The following is a 26,261-nucleotide window of genomic DNA, read 5'->3' on the forward strand; positions in this document are numbered from 1 at the left end:
CGGAGTCAGAGAGCGGGGGGACGCCAGACGCTGGCGGGAGCACCGCGTGGCGGTGTGGGCGTGTCGGTCACGAGCGAGACGCTCATCGGGATGGCCTGAACGACAGGCTGAGCGTGCGGTACGAGCCAGCCGGTGGGCACCTGGCATTCCTGGCCGGTTTTGCAGAGTTTGCCGGTGAGCGCTGCGGTCGCCGCGTCATTGCAGCAGTCAGCGAGGTCGGCCATCTCACCGGGGTCTGCCAACGCTTCGCTGGCGGTGTCGGCTTGCATCGCCATCATGTCGCCCATGGGGCAAGGCGCCTGCGCAACTGCGCCCGCAGCCCAACCCTGGAGCGGGATGGCCAGGCACAGCAGCAGGGCGATGAGCAGACGCATGGGTGAATTTTAGGTTGACGTGAAGGACGCGCAACGCTTTTATGCGGTTGATCTCGATCAACGGCTGTCGCAATGGCTGCTGCTGCCGGTCTGCCTGGGGGGCAAGGCACCGAGCCGTAGGAGCAGAACACGCAGCAGTCGCCGGTTTGGGGCTTGAGTACCTCGTGGCACTGTTCACATTCGTAAAACCATTGGCAGGCATCGGTGGGCATGGTTTCGGTTTTGCGGTGCCCGCAATGGGGGCAAGTCAGCGTGGAGATCAGGTTAACCGTGCTCATGGTGCTCAGCGACGGCGCCAGACAAGCACCGCAACGATCAACATAGCCAGGTAGTTGGCGACCATGAACCACGGCGTGTTCCAGGCGATGCCATCAAAACCCCAATAGGTCACAGGATAGAAAACCGGGGAGGGATAGAACTCAGCGGAGTGCGTGAACACGTCGATCACGATGTGCGACCACCAGCCCAACAAGGGTATCCAGAACCGGCCCAGCCACACCCAGCTGATGGCGGTAACCACACCCGCCACCAGGGCGCTGTGCATCACACAGTGCAGGTGGTGGGTGAGTGCCGTGACGATCGGAGGCAGCGCGGGCTCATATCCCGGCAGAGCGTTGGCGTAGGCCAGCAGGACTGACCACCCGTCGGGCGTGACCAGCGCCAGATACACCAATGGCAGCAACTGCGCAAGGTCGGGCACCACCGCCATGCCGACCGCCAGCACCGTGGTGCGGCGGTCCAGGCGCCGGTGCCGATGCAGCCAGGCGGCACCGACACCCACCCACAGTCCATGCGCCAGGATGTCCATGGTCAATGGCGCCCTGGGGGCTCCACCGGCTGAATTCGGACCGCCCGCAGGCGCAGAGCATTGCCAATGACCGAGACCGAGCTCAGGCTCATGGCCAGCGCGGCAATCAACGGCGAGAGCAACCAGCCTGTCAATGGATACAGCACGCCGGCCGCAATCGGGATGCCCAGCGCGTTGTACAAGAAGGCAAACACCAGGTTCTGCTTCATGTTGCCCACGGTCGCTTCCGACAGCGCCCGCGCGATCGCGATCCCGCGCAGATCGCCCTTGACCAGCGTGATCTGCGCGCTGTTCATCGCCACATCGGTCCCGGTGCCCATGGCCACGCCGACATCGGCCTTGGCCAGCGCTGGCGCGTCGTTGATGCCGTCGCCGGCCATGGCCACCACGCGCCCTTCTTTCTGCAGCCGTTCCACCAGCAGCAGCTTGTCGGCCGGCTTGACCTCGCCATGCACCTCGTCGATGCCCAGCCGGGCCGCGACCGCCCGGGCCGTGGTCAGGCCGTCGCCGGTGGCCATCACGATGCGCAGCCCGGAGGCCGTGAGCGTGGCCAGAGCTTCCGGCGTGCTGGCCTTGACGGGGTCGGACACCGCCAGCAGGCCCGCCAGCTGGCCATCGACCGCCAGGTGCATCACGCTGGCTCCTTCGGCGCGCAGGGCCTCGGCCTGCGGCACCAGGGCGGCCACCGAGACGCCGGCCTGTTCCATCAGCGTGGTGTTGCCCAGCGCCAGCTGGCGCCCGGCCACCTGTCCCCGCACGCCGATACCCGAGCCGGATTCGAAGTTCTCGGGCTTGTCCAGCGCCATGCCGCGCTCGCGCGCGGCGCGCACGATGGTCTCGGCCAGCGGGTGTTCGCTGCCCTGGTCCAGGCTGGCGGCCAGGCGCAGCACCTCGTCGGCGTCAAAACCGGGCGCGGGAACGGCGCGCTCGAAGGTCGGACGGCCTTCGGTGAGCGTGCCGGTCTTGTCGATGATGAGGGTGTCGATCTTGCGCATGTTCTCGATGGCCGCCGCGTCCCGGAACAGCACACCTTGCGTGGCGCCGCGGCCGGTGGCGACCATGATGGACATGGGTGTGGCCAGGCCCAGCGCGCAGGGGCAGGCAATGATCAGCACCGCCACCGCGTTGATCAGGCCGAACACCCAGCGCGGTTCGGGGCCGAACAGGCCCCAGCCGAAAAAGGTCAGAAGGGCAATGCCCACCACCGTGACGACGAAGTAGCCCGCCACCACGTCGGCCATGCGCTGCATGGGCGCGCGGGAGCGCTGTGCCTGCGCCACCATCTGCACGATCTGCGACAGCACGGTGGACGCGCCGACGCGCTCCGAACGCATCACGAGTGCCCCGCTGGTGTTGAGCGTGGCACCGATCACCTTGTCGCCCACGCGTTTGGCCACCGGCATCGGCTCGCCCGTGAGCATGGATTCATCGACCGAACTGCCGCCTTCGGTGACCTCGCCGTCCACCGGGACTTTTTCGCCGGGGCGCACGCGCAGCAGGTCGCCCACATGCACATGGGTCAGCGGCACGTCCTCTTCGGTGCCGTCTGCCCGGATGCGCCGGGCGGTCTTGGGCGCCAGGCCCAGCAACGACTTGATGGCCGCCGAGGTCTGCGAGCGGGCTTTGAGTTCGAGCACCTGTCCCAGCAGCGTCAGCGAGATGATGACGGCGGCGGCCTCGAAGTACACGGCAACGCGGCCCATGGAGATGAAAGAGTCCGGGAAGACCTGGGGTGCGACCGTGGCGACCACGCTGTAGACGAAGGCCGCGCCCGTGCCCAGACCGATCAAGGTCCACATGTTGGGGCTGCGGTTCACCACGGACTGCCAGCCGCGCGAGAAGAACGGCCAGCCGGCCCACAGCACGATGGGGATCGACAGCAGAAGCTCGATCCAGGTCTGGGTCGTGGACTCAAACCACTGCAGCTGGTGGCCGAACATGGCCAGCACGGTGACGACCACGGTGAGCGGCAAGGTCCACCAGAAGCGGTGCTGGAAATCGCGCAACTCGGGGTTGTCGTCGTCGTCGAGTTCGGGCAGCAGGGGCTCCAGCGTCATGCCGCACTTGGGACAGTTGCCGGGATGGTCCTGGCGAATCTCCGGATGCATCGGGCAGGTGTAGACCGTGGCGGCGGCCGCTGGAGCCGCCTCTACCGGGGGCTCGGGCGCGAGGTATTGCAGCGGGTCTGCCGCGAACTTGCCCTGGCACCTGGCGCTGCAGAAGTAATAGGGCCGACCTTCGTGCGTCAAGGTGTGAGCGGACTGCGCCGTGACGGTCATGCCGCACACGGGGTCCTTCAGATCCGTTGGCTCGGCCGCATGGGACGGTGCACCGCTGCCGTGATGGAGGTGTTCATTCATGTTCGTTGGCCTATTCCCTGTTGTTGTCGGTGCGCGCCGTTGGCTGCCGGTGCCCGCCATGACTTCCATGGCCGCCATGGCCATGCCCGTGCATCAGGTGCATCAGCGGGCAGGCGAGCAACAGCAGATAGGGCCAGTAACCCAGGACGTGGCCCCAGTGCTCACGCAGCAGGAAAAAGCCGGCGATCAAGGCCACCGTTGCCAGCGCCATGCCGGTCGGGCGGCGCCAGAACGATGGCGTCTGGGCGTCGTTGTGAGGCTGATTCATGGAACCCCCTTTTCAGAAACAAAAGACCATTTCTCCTGGATCCGATCCCTGAGCAAACGAAACGCCTGCTGCCCGCAAGAGCCCAGGTCACTTCTTTGGCTCAGCGTCGGCTGTCAACCGAGCCTTGCCCAAGCGCGGGATGAACCGGGGTATGGACTGAGCGTATGCATCGTACGTCTCCCCGAACTGCTTGTGCATGTTCTTCTCTTCGGTGATGGCGAGGCGCCTGTACATCACCAGCAAGACAGGGAACATGAGCAGGGTCAGCAACGTGGGCCACTGCAGCAGGAAACCCAGCAGGATCAGCACGAAGGCCAGGTACTGCGGGTGCCGGACGCGGGCGTATGGCCCGGTGGTGGCCAGCGAGTGCTGGCGCTGTGCGTGGTACAGCACATGCCACGCGCTCGACAGCAGGTAGAAGCCGTACCCCAGAAAGACGTAGCTGGCAATGTGCAGCACACCGAAATGGGGATCGCCTGTCTCGCCCAGCAAGGTGGACCACAGGTGACCGCTGTCATGGGTCAGCAGGTCAAGACCGGGAAACCGTGTCGCCAGCCAACCCGACATCAGGTAGATCGTGAGCGGGAATCCATACATCTCGACAAACAAGGCCACGATGAACGCGGAGAAGGCGCCAAAGCTGCGCCAATCGCGCGCGGTGGCCGGCTTGAAGAAGCTGAAGGCGAACAGGATGAAGACGGTCGAGTTGAGGGCCACCAGGGACCACAGGCCATAGGCCGTTTCACCGTGATTCATGGCCGTTCTCCTGCTTTGTCTGCTGTGGCTCTTGTTCCCCGGTCCGCGGTTGATCAGCCCCTGTGTGATGACCATGAGCCCCATGGCCGCGGTGCATGAACAGATGCATCAACGGACAGATCAGGATCAGCAGATACGGCCAGGCACCAAAGATGTGTGCCCGGTGCTCGACGAACAGAAAGAACGCCGCGACCGCACCCATCACCATCAGGCCGACGCCATAGTGTGTGCGCCACAGGTTTCTGGGTGGGTCCGCTTGGGGGGATGTTGGGTGCTTCATCCTAGGCTTTCACCGTGTAGCGCAGCATCATTCCGGCCTCTGCGTGTTCCAGCGAGTGGCAATGAAAGACATAGTCCTGGTCGCCGGCGTGTGGGTGGGCAAAGTCGATGGCTATGCGCACCGACTCGCCGGGCCAGACGTGCACGGTGTCAACGACGCCCTGGTCCTGCGGCAGCAGGCCCCTGGCGCCGGCCAGCCCGCGCACCAGTGCGGGGCTGCCCAGGCGCTCGATCACGCGGAACGAGAAGCCGTGAAGGTGCATGGGATGCGGCATGCTGCGCTCGGCGTTTTCGATCAGCCAGGTCTCGCGGGCACCGCGCCGCACGCTCAGCGCCGCCACCTTTGGATCAAAGAGGCCGCCATTGATCGTCCAGTTGCCCTGGCCGTTGTGCCCGAGCTGCATGCGCCGCGCCGAGTTCGCAGAAGTGGTGGCCGCGGGCAGGCTGGACAGCACCGTGGGTAGGCGGCGCTCGTACGGGGCCGAGGGCAGCTTCAGGTCGATGCGCATCAGCGCACGCGCGTCCCCTTCCATGGCCATCGGCGCAGACGAAGCGGCCGCTGGCGCCGAGCCGTGCTGGCTGTGGTCCATGCCAGCCATGGCAGGCGAGGCGGGGCTGGCCTGACCCATGTCGTGGCCGCCTTCGGCGTGCATGGGGTCGAAAGCGAGCGAGGCCAGCGTCACAGGCTGGCCGGGATCGGCTTCTCGCAGATCCACCAGCACGTCCAGCCGCTGGCCGGGGGATATGAAGGTTTGGTCGATGCGCAGCGGCTGGGCCAGCAACCCACCGTCGGTGCCCGCAAGAAAGAATTCCAGCCGACGCCCGCCTTGCACGAACGCGAGCCGGTAGGTTCGTGCGTTGCAGCCGTTGAGGATGCGGAAGCGGACGATGCGACGCCCAGCCTGGATGAACGGTCGCTCGGTCAGGTTGACCAGCAAACGGTCGCCCACCCAGCCCCCGAAGGACTGGGCCGCGGTCGGCGCGTAGCGCAGATGGCCTTGCGCGTCGAACTCGCGGTCCTGCAGCACCAGGGGGATTTCGCTGTCGCCCAGGGCCAGGTCCAGTTCCTTGCGCAGCGCGGCTTCTTCGTCGTCTTCGACGAACAGCAGGCTGGCCAGCCCGTGGTAGGCCTGCTGCGGGATGTAACCGTGCGCGTGGGGGTGGTACCAGTACATGGAAGCGCGGTCGCGCAGGGCAAAGGCGTAGTCCATGCGGCCCCCGGGGGGCACCACGTTGAGACCGTTGCCGTCGTTGCGCGAATCCACGCTCAGGCCGTGCCAGTGGATGACGGTGGGTTGATCGATGTCGTTGATCAGCCGAACACGCATCTCGTCGCCCCGGCGCGCCAGGAGTGCCGGGTTCAGAAACTTCTTGCCCCCCGATTCGACGGCATAGGCCAGGATGGGCGTGCGCCGACCCGGCAGCACTTCGATGGCGCTGCGCACCACATGCACCTCGCGGAATTCGGAAGCGGGCAGCACGCCGTAGAGGCCGCTGCTGCCGGGCAGTCGTAGCGGGTTGGCGAAGCCAGCCGCTTCTTTTTCAATGCCGGTGATTTCTTCGGCCATGGCGCCAGACGCGCTGGGGATTGCAGCCAGAACACCCGGGACAGCACTGGCCGCGCTCAACGCGCCCATGCTGCCGAGAAAGTGCCGTCGCGTGAACGTAGACATCTCAAAATTCCTGTTGTTGTTTGGAGATAGGGTTTGGCCGCAACCACCGAGGACGCGGCCATCACCTGTCACTTGCTCGTGGATGGGGTGGCTGCGGCCGGCATGCGCTGCATCATCATGTCCATCATGGTTTGCATCATGTCCATGCGCATTTCCATCATGGGTTGATGCTGCGCGGGGTCCGCTGGTGCGGCGCCCATAGCCCCCATGCCCGGCATACGGCCCATCGCCTGCATGCCTTTCATCATGTCCATGCCCTCGTGCATGGCCTTCGTGTGATCGGCCATCAGGGTTTGGCGCTCGGCCGCCGTTGGGGCAGCGGCCATCCTGGCGTGCAGCGTTTGCATGGTGGCCATGTGCTGCTGCATGTGTTGTTGCATCTGCGGCATCGACATACCCATGGACATGCCGGCCTGTGGCGTGACCGGCTGGGTGGAAGCCGTTGCGGGCGATGTGGCCGATGCGGCAGCCGGGTGGTGCTGGGTGTGTTCAGCGGCCTGCTGCGCCGAGGCGGAGAACGCAACGCCCGTGACCGCCACCGCCAGAAGGGTCTGGATCCACTTAGACATATCAATTTCCTTTCAAGAATTAACCCTGGCAAAGACACCAGAAAACGGCACGACGATCCGAGGGACCATTTGTGGTGCGTCAGCACCGTCGAGCCATGCGGTCACTGTAGAAAAGGGATCGGGTCGGCGAGATGACGCCGAGATGACAAAAATGTCAGATTCAGCGCTGGGATTCCCGTGCCTGCCGGTTGATGCCATCGTGGTGGGCTTGCGTTTCAGCGGGCCACTGCGACTTGATCCAGGACAACACCGCCACGATGTCGGCGTCGCTGAGCATCGCGCCGTAGGTCGGCATGTTGGATTCGTAGTCCTGCAGGCCGGCGGCCTGCGCCACGCCTTCCTTGGTGATCCGGAACAGCAGTTCGTCCGGGTGGTGCCAGGTGTGCCCGGTCTCGTCGTGGGGCGGTGCGGGCAGGCGGCCGTCGGCGCCGCGCTCGCGCCAGTTGGCCTGTCCTTCCCGGTTGACGCCGTGACAGCTGGCGCACTGGGCCACATAGACTTTTCGCCCTTGCTCCAGCACCTGCGCATCGTCCGTGCGCAACAGGGCCGTGGGTGAAGCCGCAAGGCCCCGCCACAGCACCCACGCCGCCACCAACCCCGCGAGCGCGAGGCCAGTTGCGGCAAGGAGAATCCAACGAAATCTGGAGTTCACTTCGCAGGTTGGATGTCGGTCACCATCATCTGACCGTTCTCGTTGGTGGCCATGAACTGGATCTTGGCGCCGACCGGCACCGCATCCAGCAAGGCCTTGTCTTTGACCACAAAAACCATGGTCATGCCGGGCATGTCCATGTGTTTGATCTCACCGTGCTTGATGGTGATCTTGCCCGCGTCCTTGTCAATTTTTTTGACCTCCCCGTCGGTCATAGCGGGCATTCCCGCCATGCCCGCCATGCCCGCCATGCCCGCCATGCCCATTTTGCTGTGGTCCATGGGCATCTGGGCGGACGCAGGCATCACCGTCCAGGACGACAGGGCAATGGCAGCAGCTGCCAATGTGGCGTGAAATTTGTTCATGAAATGCTCCTTGTGTGGATCAAACCCCGCAAAGGCGGGATGAAATATGTGCGTTTCTATTTCGCCGCCACCTTGACTTGGCCCTTCATGCCGGCGTCAAAGTGACCCACGTGCAGACAGGCGAAGTCAACGGCGCCAGCTTTGGTGAACTGCCAGATCACCTCACCCTGTTTGCCGGGGGCAAGTGAAATCTTGTTGGGTTCATCGTGTTCCATGTCAGGGAATTTCTTCATCACCTCGTAGTGCTCCAGCAGCTCTTGTGGCGTACCCAGGCTGAACTCGTGTTTGACGCTGTCGGTGTTCTTGAGCACGAAGCGGATCGTTTCGCCTTGCTTGACACGGATGTCCGATGGTTTGAAGCGCATGCCGCTGGCCATGTCGACTTCAATGGTGCGGGTGACTTTGGCTGCAACGCCGGGCGTCCCGATCGGGGACTCGTGGTGCCCTCCAGCGTGTTTGCCCGCCGCCGATGCAGCGGATGCAGCACCGAGGGCGACGGCAAGAACGATGGCTGAACGCTTGGAGAAAACGGTGCGTGAGAGTTTCATATGAGCCTTTGACGGGGGTGGGTTGAGAAAACAGGGGGTCGGGAAATCAACTGTCTGCGTGCGGGCCTCAATGCGCCATGCCTTTGCCAGTCGGCTTGACGGCTTTCGCCACCGCAGGAGTGGCGTCGGCACTCGCCTTGGGCCTGACCGCTGGCAAGGGAGCGCCTGTCCATTCCTGGGCGACCGTGCCTTCGGGAAATTTATACGGCCCAGGATCTTTATAGTCACCCGGCTTCTGATCCTTGCGCACTTTGAACACCGTGAACATGCCGCCCATCTCCAGAGGGCCGAACTGCCCCGTGCCGGTCATCATGGGCGCGGTGTTGTCCGGAATGGGCATCTGCATCTCGCCCATGTCGGCCATGCCGCGCTCGCCCATCATCATGTAGTCGGGCGCCACCTTCTGGATCTTGTTGACCAGGCCTCGGTGGTCCACACCGATCATGGTGGGCACGGCGTGGCCCATGGCGTTCATGGTGTGGTGGCTCTTGTGGCAGTGCATGGCCCAGTCGCCTTCTTCGTCGGCAATCAGCTCGATCTGCCGCATCTGACCCACGGCTACATCGGTGGTCACCTCGTACCAGCGCGTGCTCGGTGGCGTGGGGCCGCCGTCGGTGCCGGTCACCAAAAACTCGTGTCCGTGCAGGTGAATCGGGTGGTTGGTCATGGTGAGATTGCCCACACGAATCCTGACGCGGTCGTTCAGACGCACGTTCAGTGTGTCAATAGCGGGGAACACCCTGCTATTCCAGCACCATATGTTGAAGTCCAGCATCGTATTGATTTTGGGTGTTTTACTGCCAGGCTCCACATCGAACGCATTGAGCAGGAAGCAGAAGTCGCGGTCAACCTCGCTGATGTGCGGGTGCTTGGCTTTGGGGTGGGTGATCCACATACCCATCATTCCCATGGCCATCTGGACCATTTCGTCTGCATGGGGGTGGTACATGAAGGTACCCGGGCGGCGTGCTTCGAACTCGTACACGAAGGTCTTGCCCACAGGGATGGCAGGCTGGTTGAGGCCACCCACACCGTCCATGCCGCTGGGCAGGCGCTGGCCGTGCCAGTGAATGGTGGTGTGCTCGGGCAGCTTGTTGGTGACGAAGATGCGCACGCGGTCGCCCTCGACCACTTCGATGGTCGGGCCCGGGCTCTGGCCGTTGTAGCCCCACATGTTGACCTTGAAGCCTGGCGAGACTTCGCGCACTACCGGCTCGGCCACCAGGTGGAATTCCTTGACGCCGTTGTTCATCTTCCACGGCAGGGTCCAGCCGTTGAGCGTGACCACCGGGTTGTAGGGCCGGCCGGAGGTGGGCACCAGGGGTGGTGCCGTGTCCACCGAGGTTTGGTACACCGGCTCGGGAAGGGCGGCCATGGCTGACCGGGCGACGGCTAGGCCAGCCACCGAGGCAGCAGCACCCGCAAAAAATTGTCGACGTGAAGATGTGTTCATTTCAGTGTGTTCCTGTCATACCGGTCAATGCGCTGCAGCCTTGGGTGCTTCTGCACCACCACCCAACGAGATGAAGCTATCGGGGGCGCCGCCCTGCATGACCCACTGCAGATCGGTTTCGGCGATCCAGAAGTCGCGCTGTGTGCCGATGGCGTCCGCCGTGGCCTGTGCCTGGTTGCGGGTTTCGTCCAGCAGGTCCCACACGCTTTTGAGCATGCCGTTGTAATGCAGCACGGTTTCTTCGGTGATGTACTCGCGCTCCTTGAGCACCACGTTGCGGCTGTCCAGCGCCAGGGCGTGGGCGGCCTGGTAGGCCTCAATGGCAGACCGGGCGAGTGCCTTGTTGCGCAGCTGCTCTGCATTGGGCAGTTGCCCTTGGATGGCCGCAGTACTTTTTTGCAGATCGGCTTCAGACATGGCCGTTGCCGGCACATCGGGCAGTCGATCGGGCAAGACCAGCGAGGTTTCGAGGCCTGCCAGTCCGAGCAGCTTGATCAGACCGGACTGCGATTGGGCAGCGGCTAGCTTGGCCCGGCGAAGACCCATGCGCGATGAAGCCTCTGCCAATTGCACAGGTGATTGTTGCAGCCGGCTCCAGTTACCCACGGTGACCATCCGCTTGCCCAGCTCGTTGGCCGCCTGGGCAGCCTCCAGACTGGCTTGCTGGTGGAGCACGATCTGGCGCGCCGTGACGGCTTCCACCCAGGCCTTGCGTGCCTGAACGGCGACTTCCAGCAACTCGCCCGCACCCTCCACCCGGCGCTGCAGGCTCGGGTCGAGTTCCATCCAGCGCCCTGTAGCGATCATCTGCACGTTTTGTGGCCCAAAGCGCGCCTGGACCCGGGCCAGTTCCCGGTGGACCAGCCAGGCTCGGCGAACGGCGTCTTCCATGGTGGGCACCGCTGTTCCCTGCGGCAGAGCATCGTTGGCCTGATCCGAGCTTGGGTTGGCCTGCTCCCACCTGAGGATGTCAGCATGGCCACGTTTGTACGCGCCAACGGCCTCATTGGCCCGGCGCCAGTCGGCCTCCTGTGTGGGAGGCGCTGTTTGCGCCAAAAGGGCCAGAGGAACCACGAGCACCCCGACGGCCAGCAAGGCGCCAGAGGCTCGGACGAAATGGGGTCGTTTCACGGCAATTGCTCCTTTTGATGTGAATCAAGTGGGGCGGATTCTGCCGTTGCAGGTCCGTCGGTTTCCTGTCGGGCGGATTACAAAAATGTCATCTTTGTCCGATCGGTTGTCTGCGCATGCACACTAGAGTTCAGGAGAGATGCTGTGAAAATTCTGATTGTTGAAGACGAACCCAAAGCCGGGGACTATCTGCGCCAGGGCCTGCGCGAGGCGGGCTATGTGGTGGATCTGGTGGACAACGGCGTGGACGGCCTGCACCAGGGCTTGGAGGGCGACCACGACCTTCTGATTCTCGATGTGATGTTGCCGGGCCTGAACGGTTGGGAAGTCCTCAAGCGTTTGCGCAGCCAGGGACGGGAGATGCCGGTGCTTTTTCTCACCGCTCGCGATCTGGTGGAAGACCGTGTCAAGGGCCTGGAACTGGGGGCCGACGACTACCTGGTCAAGCCGTTTTCGTTTGCCGAGCTGCTGGCCCGGGTGCGCACCATCCTGCGCCGAGGTCGTTCGGGTCTGGAAGCCACCACGCTGAAGGTGGCGGACCTGGAGCTGGACCTGCTGCGGCGGCGCGTGACCCGATCGGGCAAACGCATCGACCTGACCGCCAAGGAGTTCGGCCTGCTGGAGCTGCTGATGCGCCGCCATGGCGAGGTCCTGCCACGCTCCCTGATCGCCTCCCAAGTGTGGGACGTGAACTTCGACAGCGACACCAATGTGATCGAGGTGGCCATGCGCCGCCTGAGGGGCAAAGTGGACGATCCCTTTGAACCCCGTCTGATCCAGACTGTGCGCGGCATGGGCTATGTGCTGGAAGAGCCGGAGGAATTGCTCTGATGCTCGGGCGACTGTCTCTGACCGCGCGCCTGACCGCTTTTTACGCACTGGTGTCGGCCACTGTCCTGGTGGGTCTGGCGATCCTGGTGGCGTTTGCGACCAGCCGACACTTTGTCGACCTGGACCAGGGCTACCTGCAGGACAAGATCGGGTTGGTTCAAAAGATCGTCGGGGAATCCCCGTCGCCGGACCTGCTGTCCAGCCGGCTTGACGAGCTGCTGGACAGTCACCACGGACTCTTCATCGACCTGCGCCAGGGTGATCGTGTGGTGTATGGGACCCAGGGCATGGTGTTTCCCTCAGGCCTGGCGCCCATTGGCGCCACCCCCACCGATTGGACCCAGGACGATCAAACTCTGCGCGGCCTGAGGGCGCGCATCGATCCGCCCGCGACGCCGTCGAACGAGCCGGGCGCGGGCGGCGCGCCGATGCAGTTGCTGATCGCCCTGGATACCGGGCACCACCTGCATTTCATGCGAGCCCTGAGCCAGACACTGGCGCTCTATTCGCTGGGGGCCATCCTGGTCAGCGGCTTGTTGGGCTGGTGGGCGGCGCGCCGCGGCTTGGCGCCTCTGCTCATCATGAAAGAACGCGCCATGACGGTCACCGCGCAAAAGCTGGACCAGCGCATGCCCGTCGAAGCCGTGCCGGTGGAGTTTGCCGACCTCGCCGAAAGCCTCAACACCATGCTCGGGCGTCTGCAGGCGGACTTTGCGCGCCTGCAGGAGTTCTCCAGCGACCTGGCCCACGAGCTGAGAACCCCCATCAACAACTTGCTGACCCAGACCCAGGTGTCACTGGCTCAAAAGCGGGATTCCGAAGCCTACCGTGACATCCTTGCCTCCAACGCAGAAGAGTTCCAGCGCCTGGCGCGCATGGTGTCCGACATGCTGTTCCTCGCCAAGACGGAACACGGGCTCGAACTCCCCAACGCGGAGGCGATCTCGCTGGATCAGGAAGCGCTGGATCTGTTCGACTTCTACGATGCCGTGGCCGATGAAAAGCGCATCCGCTTGAAGATCATGGGAGAAGCTCAGGTCATGGGGGACCGTTTGATGGTCCGGCGTGCCATCGGCAACCTGCTGTCGAATGCACTCAGGCACTCGCCTGCCGAAGCCGAAGTCATGGTTGCCCTCGAAGAGCGGCCAGGCGAAGCCACCCTGTGCATCACCAACAGCGGGATGACCATCGCGCCCGAAGTCTTGCCACGGTTGTTCGATCGCTTCTTCCGCGTAGACAAATCGCGCAGCCACCCGGAATCCGATGGCACAGGTCTTGGCCTGTCGATCACCCAAGCCATCATGCGTGCTCACGGCGGTTCCGTTTCAGTCACCTCCGTCCAAGGGAAGACCACCTTCTGCCTCACGTTTCGCAGCTCACTCGCAGTGTGAGCCTTGAATTCAATGGCGCTCAAACTTGAGAGCAGAGCATGTCTGAGACATGCTGTTACATGGCAGTTCTGGCGGAATCTACGTTCTGCAAAATTTCCGCAATCCGCCCAAAGACCGCATCGGGTCGGCAGTGCTTGTTGGACAGATCGTTCAGCGGACGCTTGTCCGGCCTCGGCCCCATGGCCGGAGGCAACGTCAGCATTGCCCCCAACAACAGTCATCAAGCCAGCGACATCGCAGGTGCCTGGATGACAGCTCTGTGTACATGACCGTGAGTTGCGGGCGAAACCACCAATCACCGCACCCGCCGCATACCCGTCACAAACCCTTATCAAATCAACAAACCACCCCAGCCTCGCCCACTCAAAGCCGGAAGTCGTACTCAATGGTGACAGGCGCGTGGTCCGAGAATTTCTCGCCCTTGTAAATCGCTTCGGTGCGCGCGTGGGCCGCCAGAGCGGGGGTGGCCAGGTGGTAGTCCAGCCGCCAGCCCACGTTGTTGGCGTAGGCCTGGCCGCGGTTGCTCCACCAGGTGTAGCAAGCGTCGGTGGTGTCGGGCTGCAAGCGGCGGTACACATCCACCAGGCCACCGTCGGTGAGCAGCTGCGTCATCCAGGCGCGCTCTTCGGGCAAAAAGCCGCTGTTTTTCTGGTTGCTGCGCCAGTTCTTCAGGTCGGCCTGCTGGTGGGCGATGTTGATGTCGCCACACAAGATGAACTCGCGCTCGCCCTTGAGGGCCATCAGGTGCGGGTGCATGAGGGCCAGGAAGCGGTATTTGGCGTCTTGCCGTTCGGGGCCCGACGAGCCGCTGGGAAAGTAGGCGCTGATCAGCGAGAGCTTGCGCGCGGGCGTGTCAAAACGCAGTTCGGCGTAGCGGCCTTCGGCGTCGAATTCGCCTCCGTCAAAACCCAGCACCACATCGCTCGGTTCGTGCCGGGTGTACACGCCCACGCCGGAGTAGCCTTTTTTCTCGGCGCAATGAAAGTGGCCCTGTAAACCCGCCATCGCCTCAAACCGGCCGCTCAGGTCCGAGGGCTGTGCTTTGATTTCCTGCACACAAATACAATCGGGCTGGTGCTTGGCGAGCCACGCTTCCAGCCCTTTGGTGCTGGCAGAGCGGATGCCGTTGAGGTTGAGGCTGGTCAGTTTGAACAAGGATTTCCCCATGGTGATGGATGCGGGCACGGCGGCTGCCGGTGCTGAAGGTGGCCACAGTGGCGCATTGGCGCAAGACTTTGTGCAGTTCTGCGTGGACTCGGGCGTGTTGCGCTTCGGCGAATTCAAGACCAAGGCCGGGCGCCTGTCGCCGTATTTTTTCAATGCCGGTCTGTTCGACGACGGCGCCAAGCTGGGCCGGCTGGCGCAATTTTATGCAAAAGCCCTGATCGACAGCGGCATCGAATTCGACATGATTTTTGGCCCGGCCTACAAGGGCATTCCGCTGGGTGCGGCGGTGGCCATTGAGCTGGCGCGGCTGGGCCGCAATGTGCCGTTTGCCTACAACCGCAAGGAAGCCAAGGACCACGGCGAAGGCGGCACGCTGGTGGGCGCACCGCTGCAGGGCCTGGTGCTGATCGTGGACGATGTGATGAGCGCCGGCACGGCCGCACGCGAATCGATCGCGCTGATCAAGGCCGCTGGCGCTGTGCCGCATGCGGTGGCGATTGCGCTGGACCGCCAGGAAAAAGCCACCGAAACCGGCCCGGACGGCCAGATGCGCGACGTGGAGCACAGCGCCGTGCAATATGTGCAACACCAGCTCGGGCTGCAGGTGTGTGCGATTGCGCGGCTGGCCGACTTGCTGCACTATCTGACGGACCACGCCGGTGGTGAACTGAGCGCTCACTTTGAGCGCGTGCTGGCCTACCGCCAGCGCTACGGCGTGGCCTAAGGGAACCCTGTGCCACACAACTGCTGGTCTTTGTCGCGCGCCTTGCCGGGTATTTTGAGCGCTGCGCTGGTGGCGCTGGGCTGGTCTGCGGGCGCATTTGCGCAGACGAACGCACAAGGCATTTACACCTGCATCGACAGCAATGGCCGGCGCATCACTTCGGACCGCCCCATTCCCGAGTGCCTGGACCGCGAGCAACGCCAGTTGAGCGGCTCGGGCCTGGTGCGCCGTGTGCTGCCCCCGAGCTACACCGCCGATGAGCGCGCCCAACTGGACGCCCAGCGCCGGCAGGAAGAAGAGCAACGGGCGCGGGTGGCGGAAGAAAAACGCCGCGACCGCGCGCTGCTGATCCGCTACCCCACCCAGGCTTCGCACGACAAGGAACGCGCCGAGGCGCTGGGCCAAATCGACGAGGTGGTGAACGCGGTGAACAAACGCGAGCGTGCGCTGGAGCAGCAGCGCAAAGAGATCGATACCGAGATGGAGTTCTACCAGCGGGACCCAGACAAGGCCCCCACCTGGCTGCGCCGCAAGCTGGAAGACAACCAGCAGCAGGTGCTGGTGCAGAAGCGTTTTCTGGAAGAACAGGCGCTGGAGAAGAAGCGCATCAACGCGCGCTTTGACGAAGAGCTGGTCAAATTGCGCCAGCTCTGGGCCGGTGTTGCAGCGGGCAACACCAACCGCTGAGAACGTGTAGGCGATCCCGGGCGGATCGCGGGCACGTTCTCAACACCTCGCTTATTGCAGTTTCTGGCGCAGCACGTCGTTGACCTGCTGGGGGTTGGCCTTGCCCTTGCTGGCCTTCATGACCAGGCCCACCAGCGCGTTGAACGACTTTTCTTTGCCGGCTCGGAACTGCTCGACCATGGGTGCGTTGGCCGCCATCACCTCGTCGATGATTTTCTCCAGCGCGCCGGTGTCGTTCATCTGCTTGAGGCCTTTGGCTTCGATGACAGCATCCACCTCGCTGGCCTCACCGTTCCACAGCGCTTCAAACACCTGCTTGGCCGCGTTGTTGGAGACCGTGCCGTCGGCAATGCGGCCAATCAACGCGGCGAGCTGCGCAGCGCTCACCGGCACGCTGGCCATGTCGCGCTCTTCGGCGTTGAGGCGGCGCGACACCTCGCCCATGATCCAGTTGCTCACCAGCTTGGGGCTGCCGCAGGCTTGGGCCGCGGTTTCAAAATAGGCCGCCATGGCGGGGCTCTGCGTGAGTGTGGTGGCGTCGTACTCGGGCAGGCCGTAGGTCTGCACCAGGCGCTCGGCCATCTGGCGCGGCAGCTCGGGCATCTCGCCTTTCACGCGCTCCACCCAGTCGCGGCCAATCACCAGCGGTGGCAGGTCGGGGTCGGGGAAATAGCGGTAGTCGGCGGCGTCTTCCTTGGTGCGCATGGCGCGGGTTTCGCCGGTGTCGGGGTCGAACAGCACGGTGGCCTGCTGGATGGCGTGGCCGTCTTCGATCTGCTCGATCTGCCAGCGCACCTCGTAGTCGATGGCCTGCTGCATGAACTTGAACGAGTTCAGGTTCTTGATCTCGCGGCGCGTGCCCAACGCGGCCCCGGGCTTGCGCACCGAGACGTTGGCGTCGCAACGGAAACTGCCTTCTTGCATGTTGCCGTCGCAAATGCCGATCCAGGTCACGATCTTGTGCAGCTCTTTGGCGTAGGCCACGGCCTCGGCGCTGCTGCGCATGTCGGGCTCGGTCACGATCTCCAGCAGCGGCGTGCCGGCGCGGTTCAGGTCGATGCCGCTCTGGCCAATGAAGTCTTCGTGCAGGCTCTTGCCGGCGTCTTCTTCCAGGTGGGCGCGCACCAGGTGCACGGTTTTCTTTTCATCGCCCAGAAAGAACGACACCTCGCCGCCCTGCACCACCGGAATCTCGAACTGGCTGATCTGGTAGCCCTTGGGCAGGTCGGGGTAGAAGTAGTTTTTGCGCGCAAACACGCTCTGCTCGGCAATGTGCGAACCCAGCGCCAGACCCAGGCGAATGGCTTTTTCCACCGCACCGCGGTTCATCACCGGCAGCGTGCCGGGCAGGGCCAAGTCCACCGCGCAGGCCTGCGTGTTGGGCTCGGCACCAAACGCCGTGGGCGCGCGGCTGAAAATTTTGCTTTGCGTGGAAAGCTGGGCGTGGGTTTCAAAGCCGATCACGACTTCGTAACCTTGCACCAAAAGGGAAGCTTGTTTCTTGTCGCTCATGTTCAGTAGCCCTGTGGCGTTTTGAGATGCCAGTCGGTGGCTTGCTGGAAGGCGTGCGCGGCGTGCAGCAGCTCGCCTTCCTTGAAATAGTTGCCCACCAGTTGCAGGCCCACCGGCATGCCCGCCGCGCCGAAACCGGCCGGCACGCTCATGCCGGGCAGGCCGGCCAGGCTGGTGGACAGGGTGTAGATGTCGGCCAGGTAGTTGGCCATGGGGTCTTCGCTCTTTTCGCCAATTTTCCACGCCACCGTGGGCGCCACCGGCCCGGCGATCAGGTCGCACTGGGTGAAGGCCTGCTGGAAGTCTTGCGCGATCAGGCGGCGGATTTTTTGTGCCTGCAGGTAGTACGCGTCGTAATAACCGTGGCTCAGCACATAGGTGCCGATCATGATGCGGCGCTGCACCTCGGGGCCAAAGCCTTCGCTGCGCGATTTTTTGTACATGTCGATCAGGTCGCCGTGCTGCGCGGCGCGGTGGCCGAACTTCACGCCGTCAAAACGGCTGAGGTTGCTCGACGCTTCGGCGGGGGCGATGACGTAATAGACCGGAATGGACAGCTCGGTGCGCGGCAGCGAAATGTCGACCAATGTGGCGCCGAGTCGCTCGTATTCGGCCAGGGCGCCGCGCACGGCGGCCAGCACGTCGGGCGCACAGCCGGCGCCAAAGAACTCGGTGGGCAGGCCGATGCGCAAGCCCTTGAGCGGCTGCGCGGCGGTGGCACCTTCGCGGGGCTGGGCCAGGACGGCTGTGTAATCTTCGGCGGGGTGGTCCAGACTGGTGGAGTCGCGGTCGATGTCGGGGCCGGCCATGGCGGTGAGCAGCACGGCGCAGTCGGCGGCGCTGCGGGCCATGGGGCCGGCCTGGTCGAGGCTGGAGGCAAAGGCCACCATGCCGTAGCGCGAGCAGCGGCCGTAGGTGGGCTTGATGCCGGTGATGCCGCAGAAGGCGGCAGGCTGGCGGATGGAGCCGCCGGTGTCGGTGCCGGTGGCGGCGGGCAACAGGCGCGCGGCCACGGCGGCGGCCGAACCGCCCGACGAGCCGCCGGGCACGCGCGACACATCCCAGGGGTTGTGGGCAGGTCCAAAGGCCGAGTTGTCGTTGCCCGACCCCATGGCGAATTCGTCGCAGTTGAGCTTGCCCAGCGTCACGGCGCCCGCGGCGGCCAGGTTGGCGACCACGGTGGCGTCGAACGGGCTTTGGTAGCCGGCCAGCATCTTCGAGCCGGCGGTGGTGGGAAAGCCTTGGGTGACGAAGATGTCTTTGTGCGCCAGCGGCACACCCAGCAGCGGCGTGCGCTCGCCGGTGGCCAGGCGGGCGTCGGCCGCCCGGGCCTGGGACAGCGTGAACGCTTCATTGAACGCCAGGTAGGCGCCCAGGCTGGCGTGCTGTTGTGCGCGGGCCAGCAGGTGCTGGGCGGCCTCCAGGGCAGAGGTCTTTTTGTCGGCGATGGCGGTGGCCAGTTCGGCCACGCCCATCTGGTGGAGTTCGGGGGCGTTCATTCAATGACTTTCGGCACAAGGAACAGGCCGCGCTCGACGGCGGGCGCGCTTTTCTGGTTGGCTTCGCGGTGGTTGGGCTCGCTCGCCACGTCGGGGCGCAGGCGCAGGCTCACATGGTCGATCACGGCGGTGGGGTGGGCCAGGGGCTCGACGCCGGTGGTGTCGACGGCGTTCATCTGCTCCACGGTCTCAAAAAAACCGTTGAGCTGGGTCAGCATGCGTTCGCTTTGGGCTGCGGACAGCTCCAGCCGGGCGAGGTTGGCGATGCGCCCGATGTCGGACAGGGTCAGGGACATGACAGGACTCGGTTGCTGGGTAATGAAAAGGTCACAACGCAGGGGCAAAAACGCGCCTGCAACGGGTTGTAACGGCGTGAATTGCACCGCAATGCGCGCAGTTGTGCACAGGGGATGCGGTATTATCCAGGGTTTAGCGGCAGTACCCGTCTTGCGACGCTTTTTGCCCGTAAATCAAACACTTAGCCCCCCTTTTCGGCCTGCGGCCAACACCACACCCGGCGATGAGCGCGCGAAGCCGTGCCCATGCCACACAGGATTTCTCACCATGTTTGAAGCGTTTCGTCGGCAATTCTCGACCGACCTGGCCATTGACCTTGGCACCGCCAACACCCTGATCTACGTTCGCGGCAAAGGCATCGTGCTGGACGAGCCCTCGGTGGTTTCGATCCGCCACGAAGGCGGCCCGCAGGGCAAAAAAACCATCCAGGCGGTGGGCAAGGAAGCCAAGGCCATGCTGGGCTAGGTGCCCGGCAACATCGAAGCCATCCGCCACATGAAAGACGGCGTGATCGCCGACTTCACGGTGACCGAGCATATGCTCAAGCAGTTCATCAAGATGGTGCACCCGCGCTCGATGTTCAAACCGAGCCCGCGCATCATCATCTGCGTGCCCTGCGGTTCTACGCAGGTGGAACGCCGCGCCATCCGCGAGTCGGCCCTGGGCGCTGGCGCTTCCGAGGTGTACCTGATCGAAGAACCCATGGCCGCAGCCATCGGCGCCGGCCTGCCGGTGTCGGACGCGTCGGGCTCCATGGTGGTCGACATTGGCGGCGGCACGACCGAAGTCGGCGTCATTTCACTGGGCGGCATGGTCTACAAGGGCAGCGTGCGCGTGGGCGGGGACCGGTTTGACGACGCCATCATTGCCTACATCCGCCGCAACTACGGCATGCTGATCGGCGAGCCCACCGCCGAGGCCATCAAAAAGCGCATTGGCTCGGCCTTTCCAGGTTCGGAAGTCAAGGAAATGGAAGTCAAGGGCCGCAACCTGTCTGAAGGCGTGCCGCGCAGCTTCACCATCAGCAGCAACGAGATTCTGGAAGCGCTGACCGACCCGCTGAACAACATCGTGTCGGCCGTGAAGATGGCGCTGGAGCACACGCCGCCCGAGTTGGGCGCCGACATTGCCGAGCGCGGCATGATGCTCACCGGTGGCGGCGCGCTGCTGCGCGATCTGGACCGCCTGCTGGCCGAAGAAACCGGTCTGCCGGTGCTGGTGGCCGAAGAGCCGCTGACCTGCGTGGTGCGTGGCTGCGGCATGGCGCTGGAGCGCATGGAGCGCCTGGGCACCATCTTCACCAGCGAATAAGCCCGCGCCGCCCGCCGGCACGCTTGCAGACCCGATCGACCCTCCATGCCACTGGGCACTCTGGACCGCTCCCCGCCGCCATTCTTCAAACAGGGACCTTCAGCGCTGTCCAAACTGGTGGTCTTCAGCGCGTTGGCTCTGTTTCTGATGGTGGCCGACGTGCGCTTCCAACTCACCACCCCCATCCGCTCGACCCTGGCCACAGCGCTGTACCCGGTGCAATGGCTGGTGCTGCAGCCGGTGCAAGCGATCGGTCAGGCCGGGGGTTACTTCACCTCGCTGCACCAGGCCCAGCGCAGCGAAGCGCTGGCGCTGCAGCGCCTGGCCACACAGGCCGGTCAATCGCTGCAGCTGGAGCAGCTCCAGCTTGAAAACCAGCGCCTGCGCGAACTGCTGACCATGCGTGCGCGCATCACCACACCGGCCGTCGGCGCCCAGGTGCTGTACGACGCGGCCGACCCGTATTCGCGCAAGGTGGTGATCGACCGCGGGCAGACGCACGGCATACAGCCGGGCTCCCCGGTGATCGACGACAGCGGCGTGCTCGGCCAGGTCACCCGCGTGTACCCGTTGGTGTCGGAGGTGACCTTGCTGGTGGACCGCGACCAGACGATCCCCGTGCTCAACACCCGCACCGGTGTGCGCAATGTGGCCTATGGCCAGCCCTCGGCCGCAGGCGATGGCATGGAGCTGCGTTACACGCTGGCCAATGCCGACATCGTGGAAGGCGACTTGCTGAGCACCAGCGGTGTGGACGGTGTCTACCCACCCGGTCTGCCGGTGGCGCGTGTGACGCAGGTGGAGCGGCGCGCCGAATCGTCCTTCACCCGCGTCCGCTGCGAACCGCTGGCGCGCGTGCAAGGCGCCCTGCACCTGCTGGTGCTCACGCCCGTGGGCCCGAGCCTGCCGCCGCCACGACCCGAGACGAAGAGCCCCCTGACGCAGCGCACAGCCCCTGGCTCAGCGGTGGTCGCCCCCCGGAGTGCGCCATGATCATGCGTCCCGGCCAGCAGCTGCTGCTGCCAGCCAACCCGTTCTTCATCTGGTTCAGCCTGGTCGCGGCGCTGCTGGTCAACATGGTGCTGAACATGGGCCTGTGGGGCCGAGCGGCCTGGGTGCCCGACCTGCTCGCGGTGGTGCTGGTGTTCTGGAGCGTGCACCAGCCGCTGCGCATTGGCGTGGGCGTGGCGTTTGCCTTTGGCCTGCTGATGGACGTGCAACAAGGCGCGCTGCTCGGCCAACACGCCTTGACCTACACCGTGCTGGGTTACGCGGCTGTGTTCATGCACCGGCGCCTGCTCTGGTTTGCGGTGCCCACCCAGGCGGTGCAACTGTTCCCGCTGTTTCTGGGGGTGCACGTGCTGGAGTTGCTGGTGCGTTTGGCCTCGGGCGGCACGTTTGCCGGCGCTGCGTTGTTCCTGGCCCCGTTCTTTGAAGCCCTGCTGTGGCCGCTGGTCAGCGTGTTGCTGCTGGCGCCGCAGCGGCGTGCGCCCAACCCCGACGACAACCGGCCACTGTAGATGAAACACCCCCGCGCCGCCTTTGGCGTCACCCCCCGAGGGGGCGCTGCGAGTGGCCCGGCCAAGCCGGCTCCACCGCATCCTGGATCGGGCATCCCGCGCCGGATGCGGCGGGAACATGGATATGACTGAGTTACGCAACGTTGAAGCCGACCTGGCGCAGTTCCGTACCCGGGTGCTGGTGGCCGTGCTGGGGGTGTTGTTCGCGTTTGGCCTGGTGGTTGCGCGCATGGTGTACCTGCAGGTGGTGCGGCACGACGACCTGCTGGCGCAGGCCGAGAGCAACCGCACGGCGGTGCTGCCGGTGGTGCCCAACCGGGGCCAGATCCTGGACCGCTACGGCCGCGTGCTGGCCACCAACTATTCGGCCTACACGCTGGAGATCACCCCCTCCAAAGTGACGGATCTGGACGCCACCATCGAAGCGCTCGGCGAGCTGGTGGAGGTGCAACCGCGCGACAAACGCCGCTTTCGCAAGCTGCTGGAAGAGTCGCACCGCTTCGACTCGCTGCCGTTGCGCACCCGGCTGAGCGACGAAGAGGTGGCCCGCTTCTCGGCGCAGCGTTACCGGTTCCCGGGCGTTGATGTGCGGGCGCGGCTGATCCGCCAGTACCCGCATGGTGAGGTGGCGAGCCACGTCATCGGCTACATCGGGCGCATCAACCAGCGCGAACAAGCCAGCATCCGCGAATGGCCCGAGGAAGACCAGGCCAACTACCGGGGCACCGAATACATCGGCAAACTCGGCGCCGAGCAAAGCTACGAACGCGAGCTGCACGGCATCACCGGGTTCGAGCGCGTGGAAACATCGGCGGGCGGGCGCGCCGTGCGCTCGCTGGCCAACACGCCGGCCACGCCCGGCAACACGGTGGTGCTGGCGATTGACATCCAGCTGCAGAAGCTGGTGGAAGACATGTTTGGTGCGCGACGCGGCGCCCTGGTGGCCATCGACCCGCGCAACGGCGAGGTGCTGGCCTTTGTGAGCAAACCCACCTTCGACCCCAACCTGTTCGTCGAAGGCATTGATGTGGAAAACTGGAAAGCGCTCAACGAGTCGCTGGAAAAACCGCTGCTGAACCGTGCGCTGCGCGGCACCTACCCGCCGGGCTCCACCTACAAACCGTTCATGGCACTCGCTGCGCTGGAAACCGGCACACGCAAAGCCAACACCACCATCAACGACCCCGGCTTCTGGATGTTCGGCAACCACCGCTTTCGCAGCCACGGCGACGGCGGTCTCGGCACGGTGGACATGCACCGCAGCATCGTCAAGTCGAGCAACACCTACTACTACTCGCTGGCCAACGAGATGGGCGTGGACCTGATGCACGACTTCATGAAGCCGCTGGGTTTTGGGCAGATCACCGGCATCGACCTGCGCGGCGAGGTGCGTGGCGTGTTGCCGAGCCAGGAATGGAAACGCAACACCTACAAACGGCCCGAGCAGAAACGCTGGTACGCCGGCGAGACCATTTCGCTGGGCATTGGCCAGGGCTACAACAACTTCACCATGCTGCAGCTGGCCCACGCCATGGCCACCCTGGCCAACGGCGGCGTGAAATACACCCCCCACCTGACCCTGGCCACCGAAGACGTGGTGACGCGCGAGCGCACGCCGCCCAAGGTGCCGGTGGCCACCGACCTGGGCTACAAACCCGAGCATGTGCAAACCGTGTTGCGCGCCATGCAGGGCGTGACCACCGAAGGCACCTCCACCCGCGTGTTTGCCGGTGCCGGCTACGACAGCGGCGGCAAAACCGGCACCGCCCAGGCGGTGACCATTGGCCAGAAAGACCGCTACGACGCCCGCAAGCTGGAAGAACACCAGCGCGACCACTCGCTCTACGTGGCCTTCGCCCCCGTGGACCAGCCGCGCGTGGCACTGGCGGTGGTGGTGGAAAACGCGGGCTTTGGTTCGGCCCACGCGGCCCCGATTGCGCGCCGGGTGTTCGACTACCTTCTGATGGACCAATACCCCAACACCCAGGACCTGGAGGCGGTACAAAAAGGCCTGGCCGCCAGCCCGATCGGCACACCGCTCAAGGCCAGCGAAATGCCCTGGCCACCGGCAACAGAAGCCACCCCTGCCACGCTGCGCACAGCACCCTGAAGACAGGCGCTCACCGCACCCAGGCGTCGTAGGCGGTCTTCACAATCAGGGCGCTCACCACCCCGATGAACACCTGGCGCACAAAGCCGCTGCCGTGCTTGAGCGCCAGGCGCGTGCCCAGCAGGCTGCCCGCCACATTGGCCACCGCCATCACCAGGGCAAAGTGCCACCACACATGGCCCTTCCAGGCGAACAGCATCAGCGCCGACAGGTTGGACGCGGTGTTGAGCAGCTTGGCGCTGGCGCTGGCGTGCAGAAAGTCGTAACCCAGCCAGCGCACGAACAGGAAGACGAAGAAGCTGCCGGTGCCGGGGCCGAAGAAGCCGTCGTAAAAACCAATGGTCACGCCCAGCAGGCTCGCGGCCAGCGCTTCGCGGTGGCCCGAAAAGCGCGGCGCGTGGCGGTGGCCCAGTTGTTTCCTGGCCAGCGTGTAGGCCAGCACACCCAGCAGCACCAGCGGCAGGGCGCGGCGCAAGAAGTCGGGCGAGATCACGGTCACCGTCCAGGCGCCCACCAATGAACCGGCAAACGCCAGGGCAGCGGCGGGCAGCAACGCATGCCAGGGCATGCGCACGCGCTGGGCGTATTGCAGCGTGGCCGCCGCCGTCCCCCACACCGAAGCCCCTTTGTTGACGCCGAACAGCGTGGCGGGGTGGGTGGTGGGAAACACCGCAAACAAAGCGGGCACCAGAATCAGCCCGCCGCCACCCACGATGGCGTCGACAAAACCGGCAAACAGGGAGGCAAGGGTGACCAGAAAAAGTTCCATCGTGCGATTGTCACGGGAACGTGCGGCCGGGCTGGTGCGTCAGGTGTCCGCTCTGGGCAGCTCCATCTGAAACACCGCCCCTCCGCCCTCAGCGTTGCACGCGCTCAGGCGTCCGCCGTGCTGCTCCACAATGCCGTAGCTGATCGACAAGCCCAGGCCGGTGCCCTTGCCCACCGGTTTGGTGGTGAAAAACGGGTCGAAGATGCGCAGCAGGTGCTCGGGCGGGATGCCGGGTCCGTTGTCGCGCACGCACACGCGCGCCAGGGTGCCTTCGCAGACCACCGACACCCAGACGCAAGGCGCCGCGGCGCCAGGGCCACCCACGGCGTCGAACGCGTTTTGCAACAGGTTCATCATCACCTGCTGCAACTGACCCGCGCTGCCCATGACGGTGCAGGGCGTGCCGGCCTGCCAGCGCACATCCACCGGCGTGTGCCGGCCTTTCTGCACCCAGTGGATGGCGCGTTCGATCACCTCGACCAGGTTCACCGGCGTGCGCTCTTCCGGGTCCATGGCCGAAAAACGCTTGAGCCCGTGCACGATGTCGGCGGTGCGCTGCGCGCCTTCGAGCGTGCCTTCGATCAGCGAGGGCAGATCGCCCAGCAGGTGTTCGATGCGCAGCTTCTGCCGCAGCGCCTGCAACACCGGCTCGGGCTCGTGCGCGTGCAGCGCGGCCATGTAGGTCTGCAGGCGGTCGCAGTACTTGCGCAGCGCGTGCACATTGCCGAGCACGAAGCTGATCGGGTTGTTGAGCTCGTGTGCCACGCCCGCCACCAGCTGGCCGAGCGAGGCCATTTTTTCCGAATGCAGCAGCTGCTGCTGGGTGCGCTTGAGGGCCTCGTGCGCGGCGCGCATCTCGTGGTAGGCGCGCTTGAGCTCGGCCGTGGGCCGGCCCACCCACACGGTGCCGACGCGCCGGCCGTTGGGGCCAATGCGTGGCGTGCAGTTGGCATCCACCGGCACCGGCTGGCCCGCGCGGTCGAGCAGGTTGAGCTCGATGCCCTGGCCGGCACGCGGTGCGTCGGAACGGTCCATCGCGGCGCGCGCGGCGTCCACGCTGGCGGCGTCGGCCAGCAGATCCGCCAGGCTGCTGCCGCGCAGCTGTTCCTCGAAACGGCCCACCAGCTCGCACAGCGCGGAGTTGGCCTGCTCGATCAGGCCGCGCTCGTAGCAAACCACCAGCACGTCCGACATGGACGTGAGCACG

General features: G+C 64.8%; 26 protein-coding genes and 2 pseudogenes. 8 read left to right on the forward strand and 20 right to left on the reverse strand.

Annotated features, from left to right (window positions below; all coding sequences use genetic code 11):
- Window positions 1–5: 5 nt before the first annotated feature.
- The 14 genes and pseudogenes from Q7J58_RS13275 to Q7J58_RS13340 all read right to left on the reverse strand — a co-directional run bounded on the left by Q7J58_RS13275 (window position 6) and on the right by Q7J58_RS13340 (window position 11,236).
- Window positions 6–374: a hypothetical protein gene (locus Q7J58_RS13275; protein WP_304828820.1), complete on the reverse strand. Its 369-nt coding sequence runs from the start codon at window positions 372–374 to the stop codon at window positions 6–8.
- Between the two features lie 95 nt (window positions 375–469).
- A pseudogene (locus tag Q7J58_RS13280) lies at window positions 470–652 on the reverse strand (GDCCVxC domain-containing (seleno)protein); the annotation flags it as partial.
- A 5-nt stretch (window positions 653–657) separates the two neighbouring features.
- The gene (locus Q7J58_RS13285) at window positions 658–1,182 is read right to left on the reverse strand and encodes a metal-dependent hydrolase (RefSeq protein WP_304828747.1); all 525 of its coding nucleotides are present in this window, start codon (window positions 1,180–1,182) and stop codon (window positions 658–660) included.
- Between the two features lie 2 nt (window positions 1,183–1,184).
- Window positions 1,185–3,542, reverse strand: a complete 2,358-nt coding sequence (locus Q7J58_RS13290; RefSeq protein ID WP_304828750.1) for a heavy metal translocating P-type ATPase — start codon at window positions 3,540–3,542, stop codon at window positions 1,185–1,187.
- Between the two features lie 10 nt (window positions 3,543–3,552).
- Window positions 3,553–3,810, reverse strand: coding sequence for a DUF2933 domain-containing protein (locus Q7J58_RS13295; protein ID WP_304828753.1), 258 nt, complete (start codon window positions 3,808–3,810; stop codon window positions 3,553–3,555).
- Between the two features lie 87 nt (window positions 3,811–3,897).
- Window positions 3,898–4,566 (reverse strand): isoprenylcysteine carboxylmethyltransferase family protein, encoded by a 669-nt coding sequence (locus Q7J58_RS13300; RefSeq protein ID WP_304828756.1) that lies wholly within the window; start codon window positions 4,564–4,566, stop codon window positions 3,898–3,900.
- Window positions 4,553–4,846 (reverse strand): DUF2933 domain-containing protein, encoded by a 294-nt coding sequence (locus tag Q7J58_RS13305; protein WP_304828759.1) that lies wholly within the window; start codon window positions 4,844–4,846, stop codon window positions 4,553–4,555. The genes Q7J58_RS13300 and Q7J58_RS13305 overlap by 14 nt, the downstream gene beginning before the upstream one ends.
- 1 nt (window position 4,847) lies before the next feature.
- On the reverse strand, window positions 4,848–6,518 hold the full coding sequence (locus Q7J58_RS13310; protein WP_304828762.1) for a multicopper oxidase domain-containing protein: 1,671 nt from the start codon (window positions 6,516–6,518) through the stop codon (window positions 4,848–4,850).
- Between the two features lie 68 nt (window positions 6,519–6,586).
- A complete protein-coding gene (locus Q7J58_RS13315; RefSeq protein WP_304828765.1) occupies window positions 6,587–7,087 on the reverse strand; it encodes a hypothetical protein in 501 nt (166 codons plus the stop codon).
- Between the two features lie 160 nt (window positions 7,088–7,247).
- A complete protein-coding gene (locus tag Q7J58_RS13320; RefSeq protein WP_304828767.1) occupies window positions 7,248–7,739 on the reverse strand; it encodes a cytochrome c in 492 nt (163 codons plus the stop codon).
- Entirely contained in the window at window positions 7,736–8,104 is a 369-nt protein-coding gene (locus Q7J58_RS13325; protein WP_304828769.1) for a copper-binding protein, read from the reverse strand. Before Q7J58_RS13325 ends, Q7J58_RS13320 begins: the two co-directional genes overlap by 4 nt.
- 56 nt (window positions 8,105–8,160) lie before the next feature.
- The gene (locus tag Q7J58_RS13330; RefSeq protein WP_304828772.1) at window positions 8,161–8,652 is read right to left on the reverse strand and encodes a cupredoxin family protein; all 492 of its coding nucleotides are present in this window, start codon (window positions 8,650–8,652) and stop codon (window positions 8,161–8,163) included.
- Window positions 8,653–8,719: 67 nt separating this feature from the next.
- Window positions 8,720–10,105, reverse strand: coding sequence for a copper oxidase (locus tag Q7J58_RS13335; RefSeq protein WP_304828775.1), 1,386 nt, complete (start codon window positions 10,103–10,105; stop codon window positions 8,720–8,722).
- 24 nt (window positions 10,106–10,129) lie between these two features.
- The gene (locus Q7J58_RS13340) at window positions 10,130–11,236 is read right to left on the reverse strand and encodes a hypothetical protein (RefSeq protein WP_304828778.1); all 1,107 of its coding nucleotides are present in this window, start codon (window positions 11,234–11,236) and stop codon (window positions 10,130–10,132) included.
- A gap of 144 nt (window positions 11,237–11,380) precedes the next feature.
- Here Q7J58_RS13340 and Q7J58_RS13345 point away from each other — a divergent pair, with 144 nt between their 5' ends.
- Together Q7J58_RS13345 and Q7J58_RS13350 are read left to right on the forward strand one after the other, a co-directional pair.
- Window positions 11,381–12,067 carry a heavy metal response regulator transcription factor gene (locus Q7J58_RS13345; protein ID WP_304828781.1) on the forward strand — a complete coding sequence of 229 codons (687 nt, stop codon included), beginning with the start codon at window positions 11,381–11,383 and terminating at the stop codon, window positions 12,065–12,067.
- Complete coding sequence (locus Q7J58_RS13350) at window positions 12,067–13,458, forward strand: heavy metal sensor histidine kinase (protein WP_304828784.1); 1,392 nt, start codon at window positions 12,067–12,069, stop codon at window positions 13,456–13,458. Before Q7J58_RS13345 ends, Q7J58_RS13350 begins: the two co-directional genes overlap by 1 nt.
- A gap of 363 nt (window positions 13,459–13,821) precedes the next feature.
- Here Q7J58_RS13350 and Q7J58_RS13355 read toward each other — a convergent pair whose 3' ends face one another.
- Window positions 13,822–14,613, reverse strand: coding sequence for an exodeoxyribonuclease III (locus Q7J58_RS13355; protein ID WP_304828788.1), 792 nt, complete (start codon window positions 14,611–14,613; stop codon window positions 13,822–13,824).
- Window positions 14,614–14,629: 16 nt separating this feature from the next.
- On the opposite strand from Q7J58_RS13355, the gene pyrE reads away from it, so the two are divergent.
- Complete coding sequence (pyrE, locus tag Q7J58_RS13360; RefSeq protein ID WP_304828817.1) at window positions 14,630–15,349, forward strand: orotate phosphoribosyltransferase; 720 nt, start codon at window positions 14,630–14,632, stop codon at window positions 15,347–15,349.
- 9 nt (window positions 15,350–15,358) lie between these two features.
- Complete coding sequence (locus tag Q7J58_RS13365) at window positions 15,359–16,036, forward strand: DUF4124 domain-containing protein (RefSeq protein WP_304828791.1); 678 nt, start codon at window positions 15,359–15,361, stop codon at window positions 16,034–16,036.
- Between the two features lie 51 nt (window positions 16,037–16,087).
- On the opposite strand, the gene gatB is transcribed toward Q7J58_RS13365, so the two are convergent.
- The 3 genes from gatB to gatC are packed head-to-tail and all read right to left on the reverse strand — an operon-like array spanning window position 16,088 to window position 19,343.
- On the reverse strand, window positions 16,088–17,548 hold the full coding sequence (gene gatB / locus Q7J58_RS13370; RefSeq protein WP_304828794.1) for an Asp-tRNA(Asn)/Glu-tRNA(Gln) amidotransferase subunit GatB: 1,461 nt from the start codon (window positions 17,546–17,548) through the stop codon (window positions 16,088–16,090).
- A 2-nt stretch (window positions 17,549–17,550) separates the two neighbouring features.
- Window positions 17,551–19,047: an Asp-tRNA(Asn)/Glu-tRNA(Gln) amidotransferase subunit GatA gene (gene gatA, locus Q7J58_RS13375; RefSeq protein WP_304828796.1), complete on the reverse strand. Its 1,497-nt coding sequence runs from the start codon at window positions 19,045–19,047 to the stop codon at window positions 17,551–17,553.
- Window positions 19,044–19,343, reverse strand: coding sequence for an Asp-tRNA(Asn)/Glu-tRNA(Gln) amidotransferase subunit GatC (gene gatC / locus Q7J58_RS13380; protein ID WP_304828799.1), 300 nt, complete (start codon window positions 19,341–19,343; stop codon window positions 19,044–19,046). The genes gatA and gatC overlap by 4 nt, the downstream gene beginning before the upstream one ends.
- Window positions 19,344–19,611: 268 nt before the next feature.
- Here gatC and Q7J58_RS13385 point away from each other — a divergent pair.
- From Q7J58_RS13385 to mrdA, 4 genes and pseudogenes are all read left to right on the forward strand, one after another.
- Window positions 19,612–20,655, forward strand: a pseudogene (locus Q7J58_RS13385) (rod shape-determining protein).
- A 45-nt stretch (window positions 20,656–20,700) separates the two neighbouring features.
- Window positions 20,701–21,648, forward strand: a complete 948-nt coding sequence (gene mreC / locus Q7J58_RS13390) for a rod shape-determining protein MreC (RefSeq protein WP_304828802.1) — start codon at window positions 20,701–20,703, stop codon at window positions 21,646–21,648.
- Window positions 21,645–22,175: a rod shape-determining protein MreD gene (mreD, locus tag Q7J58_RS13395; RefSeq protein WP_304828804.1), complete on the forward strand. Its 531-nt coding sequence runs from the start codon at window positions 21,645–21,647 to the stop codon at window positions 22,173–22,175. The genes mreC and mreD overlap by 4 nt, the downstream gene beginning before the upstream one ends.
- Window positions 22,176–22,299: 124 nt before the next feature.
- The gene (gene mrdA / locus Q7J58_RS13400) at window positions 22,300–24,285 is read left to right on the forward strand and encodes a penicillin-binding protein 2 (protein ID WP_304828808.1); all 1,986 of its coding nucleotides are present in this window, start codon (window positions 22,300–22,302) and stop codon (window positions 24,283–24,285) included.
- A 10-nt stretch (window positions 24,286–24,295) separates the two neighbouring features.
- On the opposite strand, the gene Q7J58_RS13405 is transcribed toward mrdA, so the two are convergent.
- Window positions 24,296–25,054, reverse strand: coding sequence for a TSUP family transporter (locus Q7J58_RS13405; RefSeq protein WP_304828811.1), 759 nt, complete (start codon window positions 25,052–25,054; stop codon window positions 24,296–24,298).
- Between the two features lie 39 nt (window positions 25,055–25,093).
- A partial coding sequence (locus tag Q7J58_RS13410; RefSeq protein WP_304828814.1) for an ATP-binding protein occupies window positions 25,094–26,261 on the reverse strand: 1,168 nt, incomplete at its 5' end.

The organism is Hydrogenophaga sp. (assembly GCF_030656115.1).
Taxonomy (GTDB): Bacteria; Pseudomonadota; Gammaproteobacteria; order Burkholderiales; family Burkholderiaceae_C; genus Hydrogenophaga.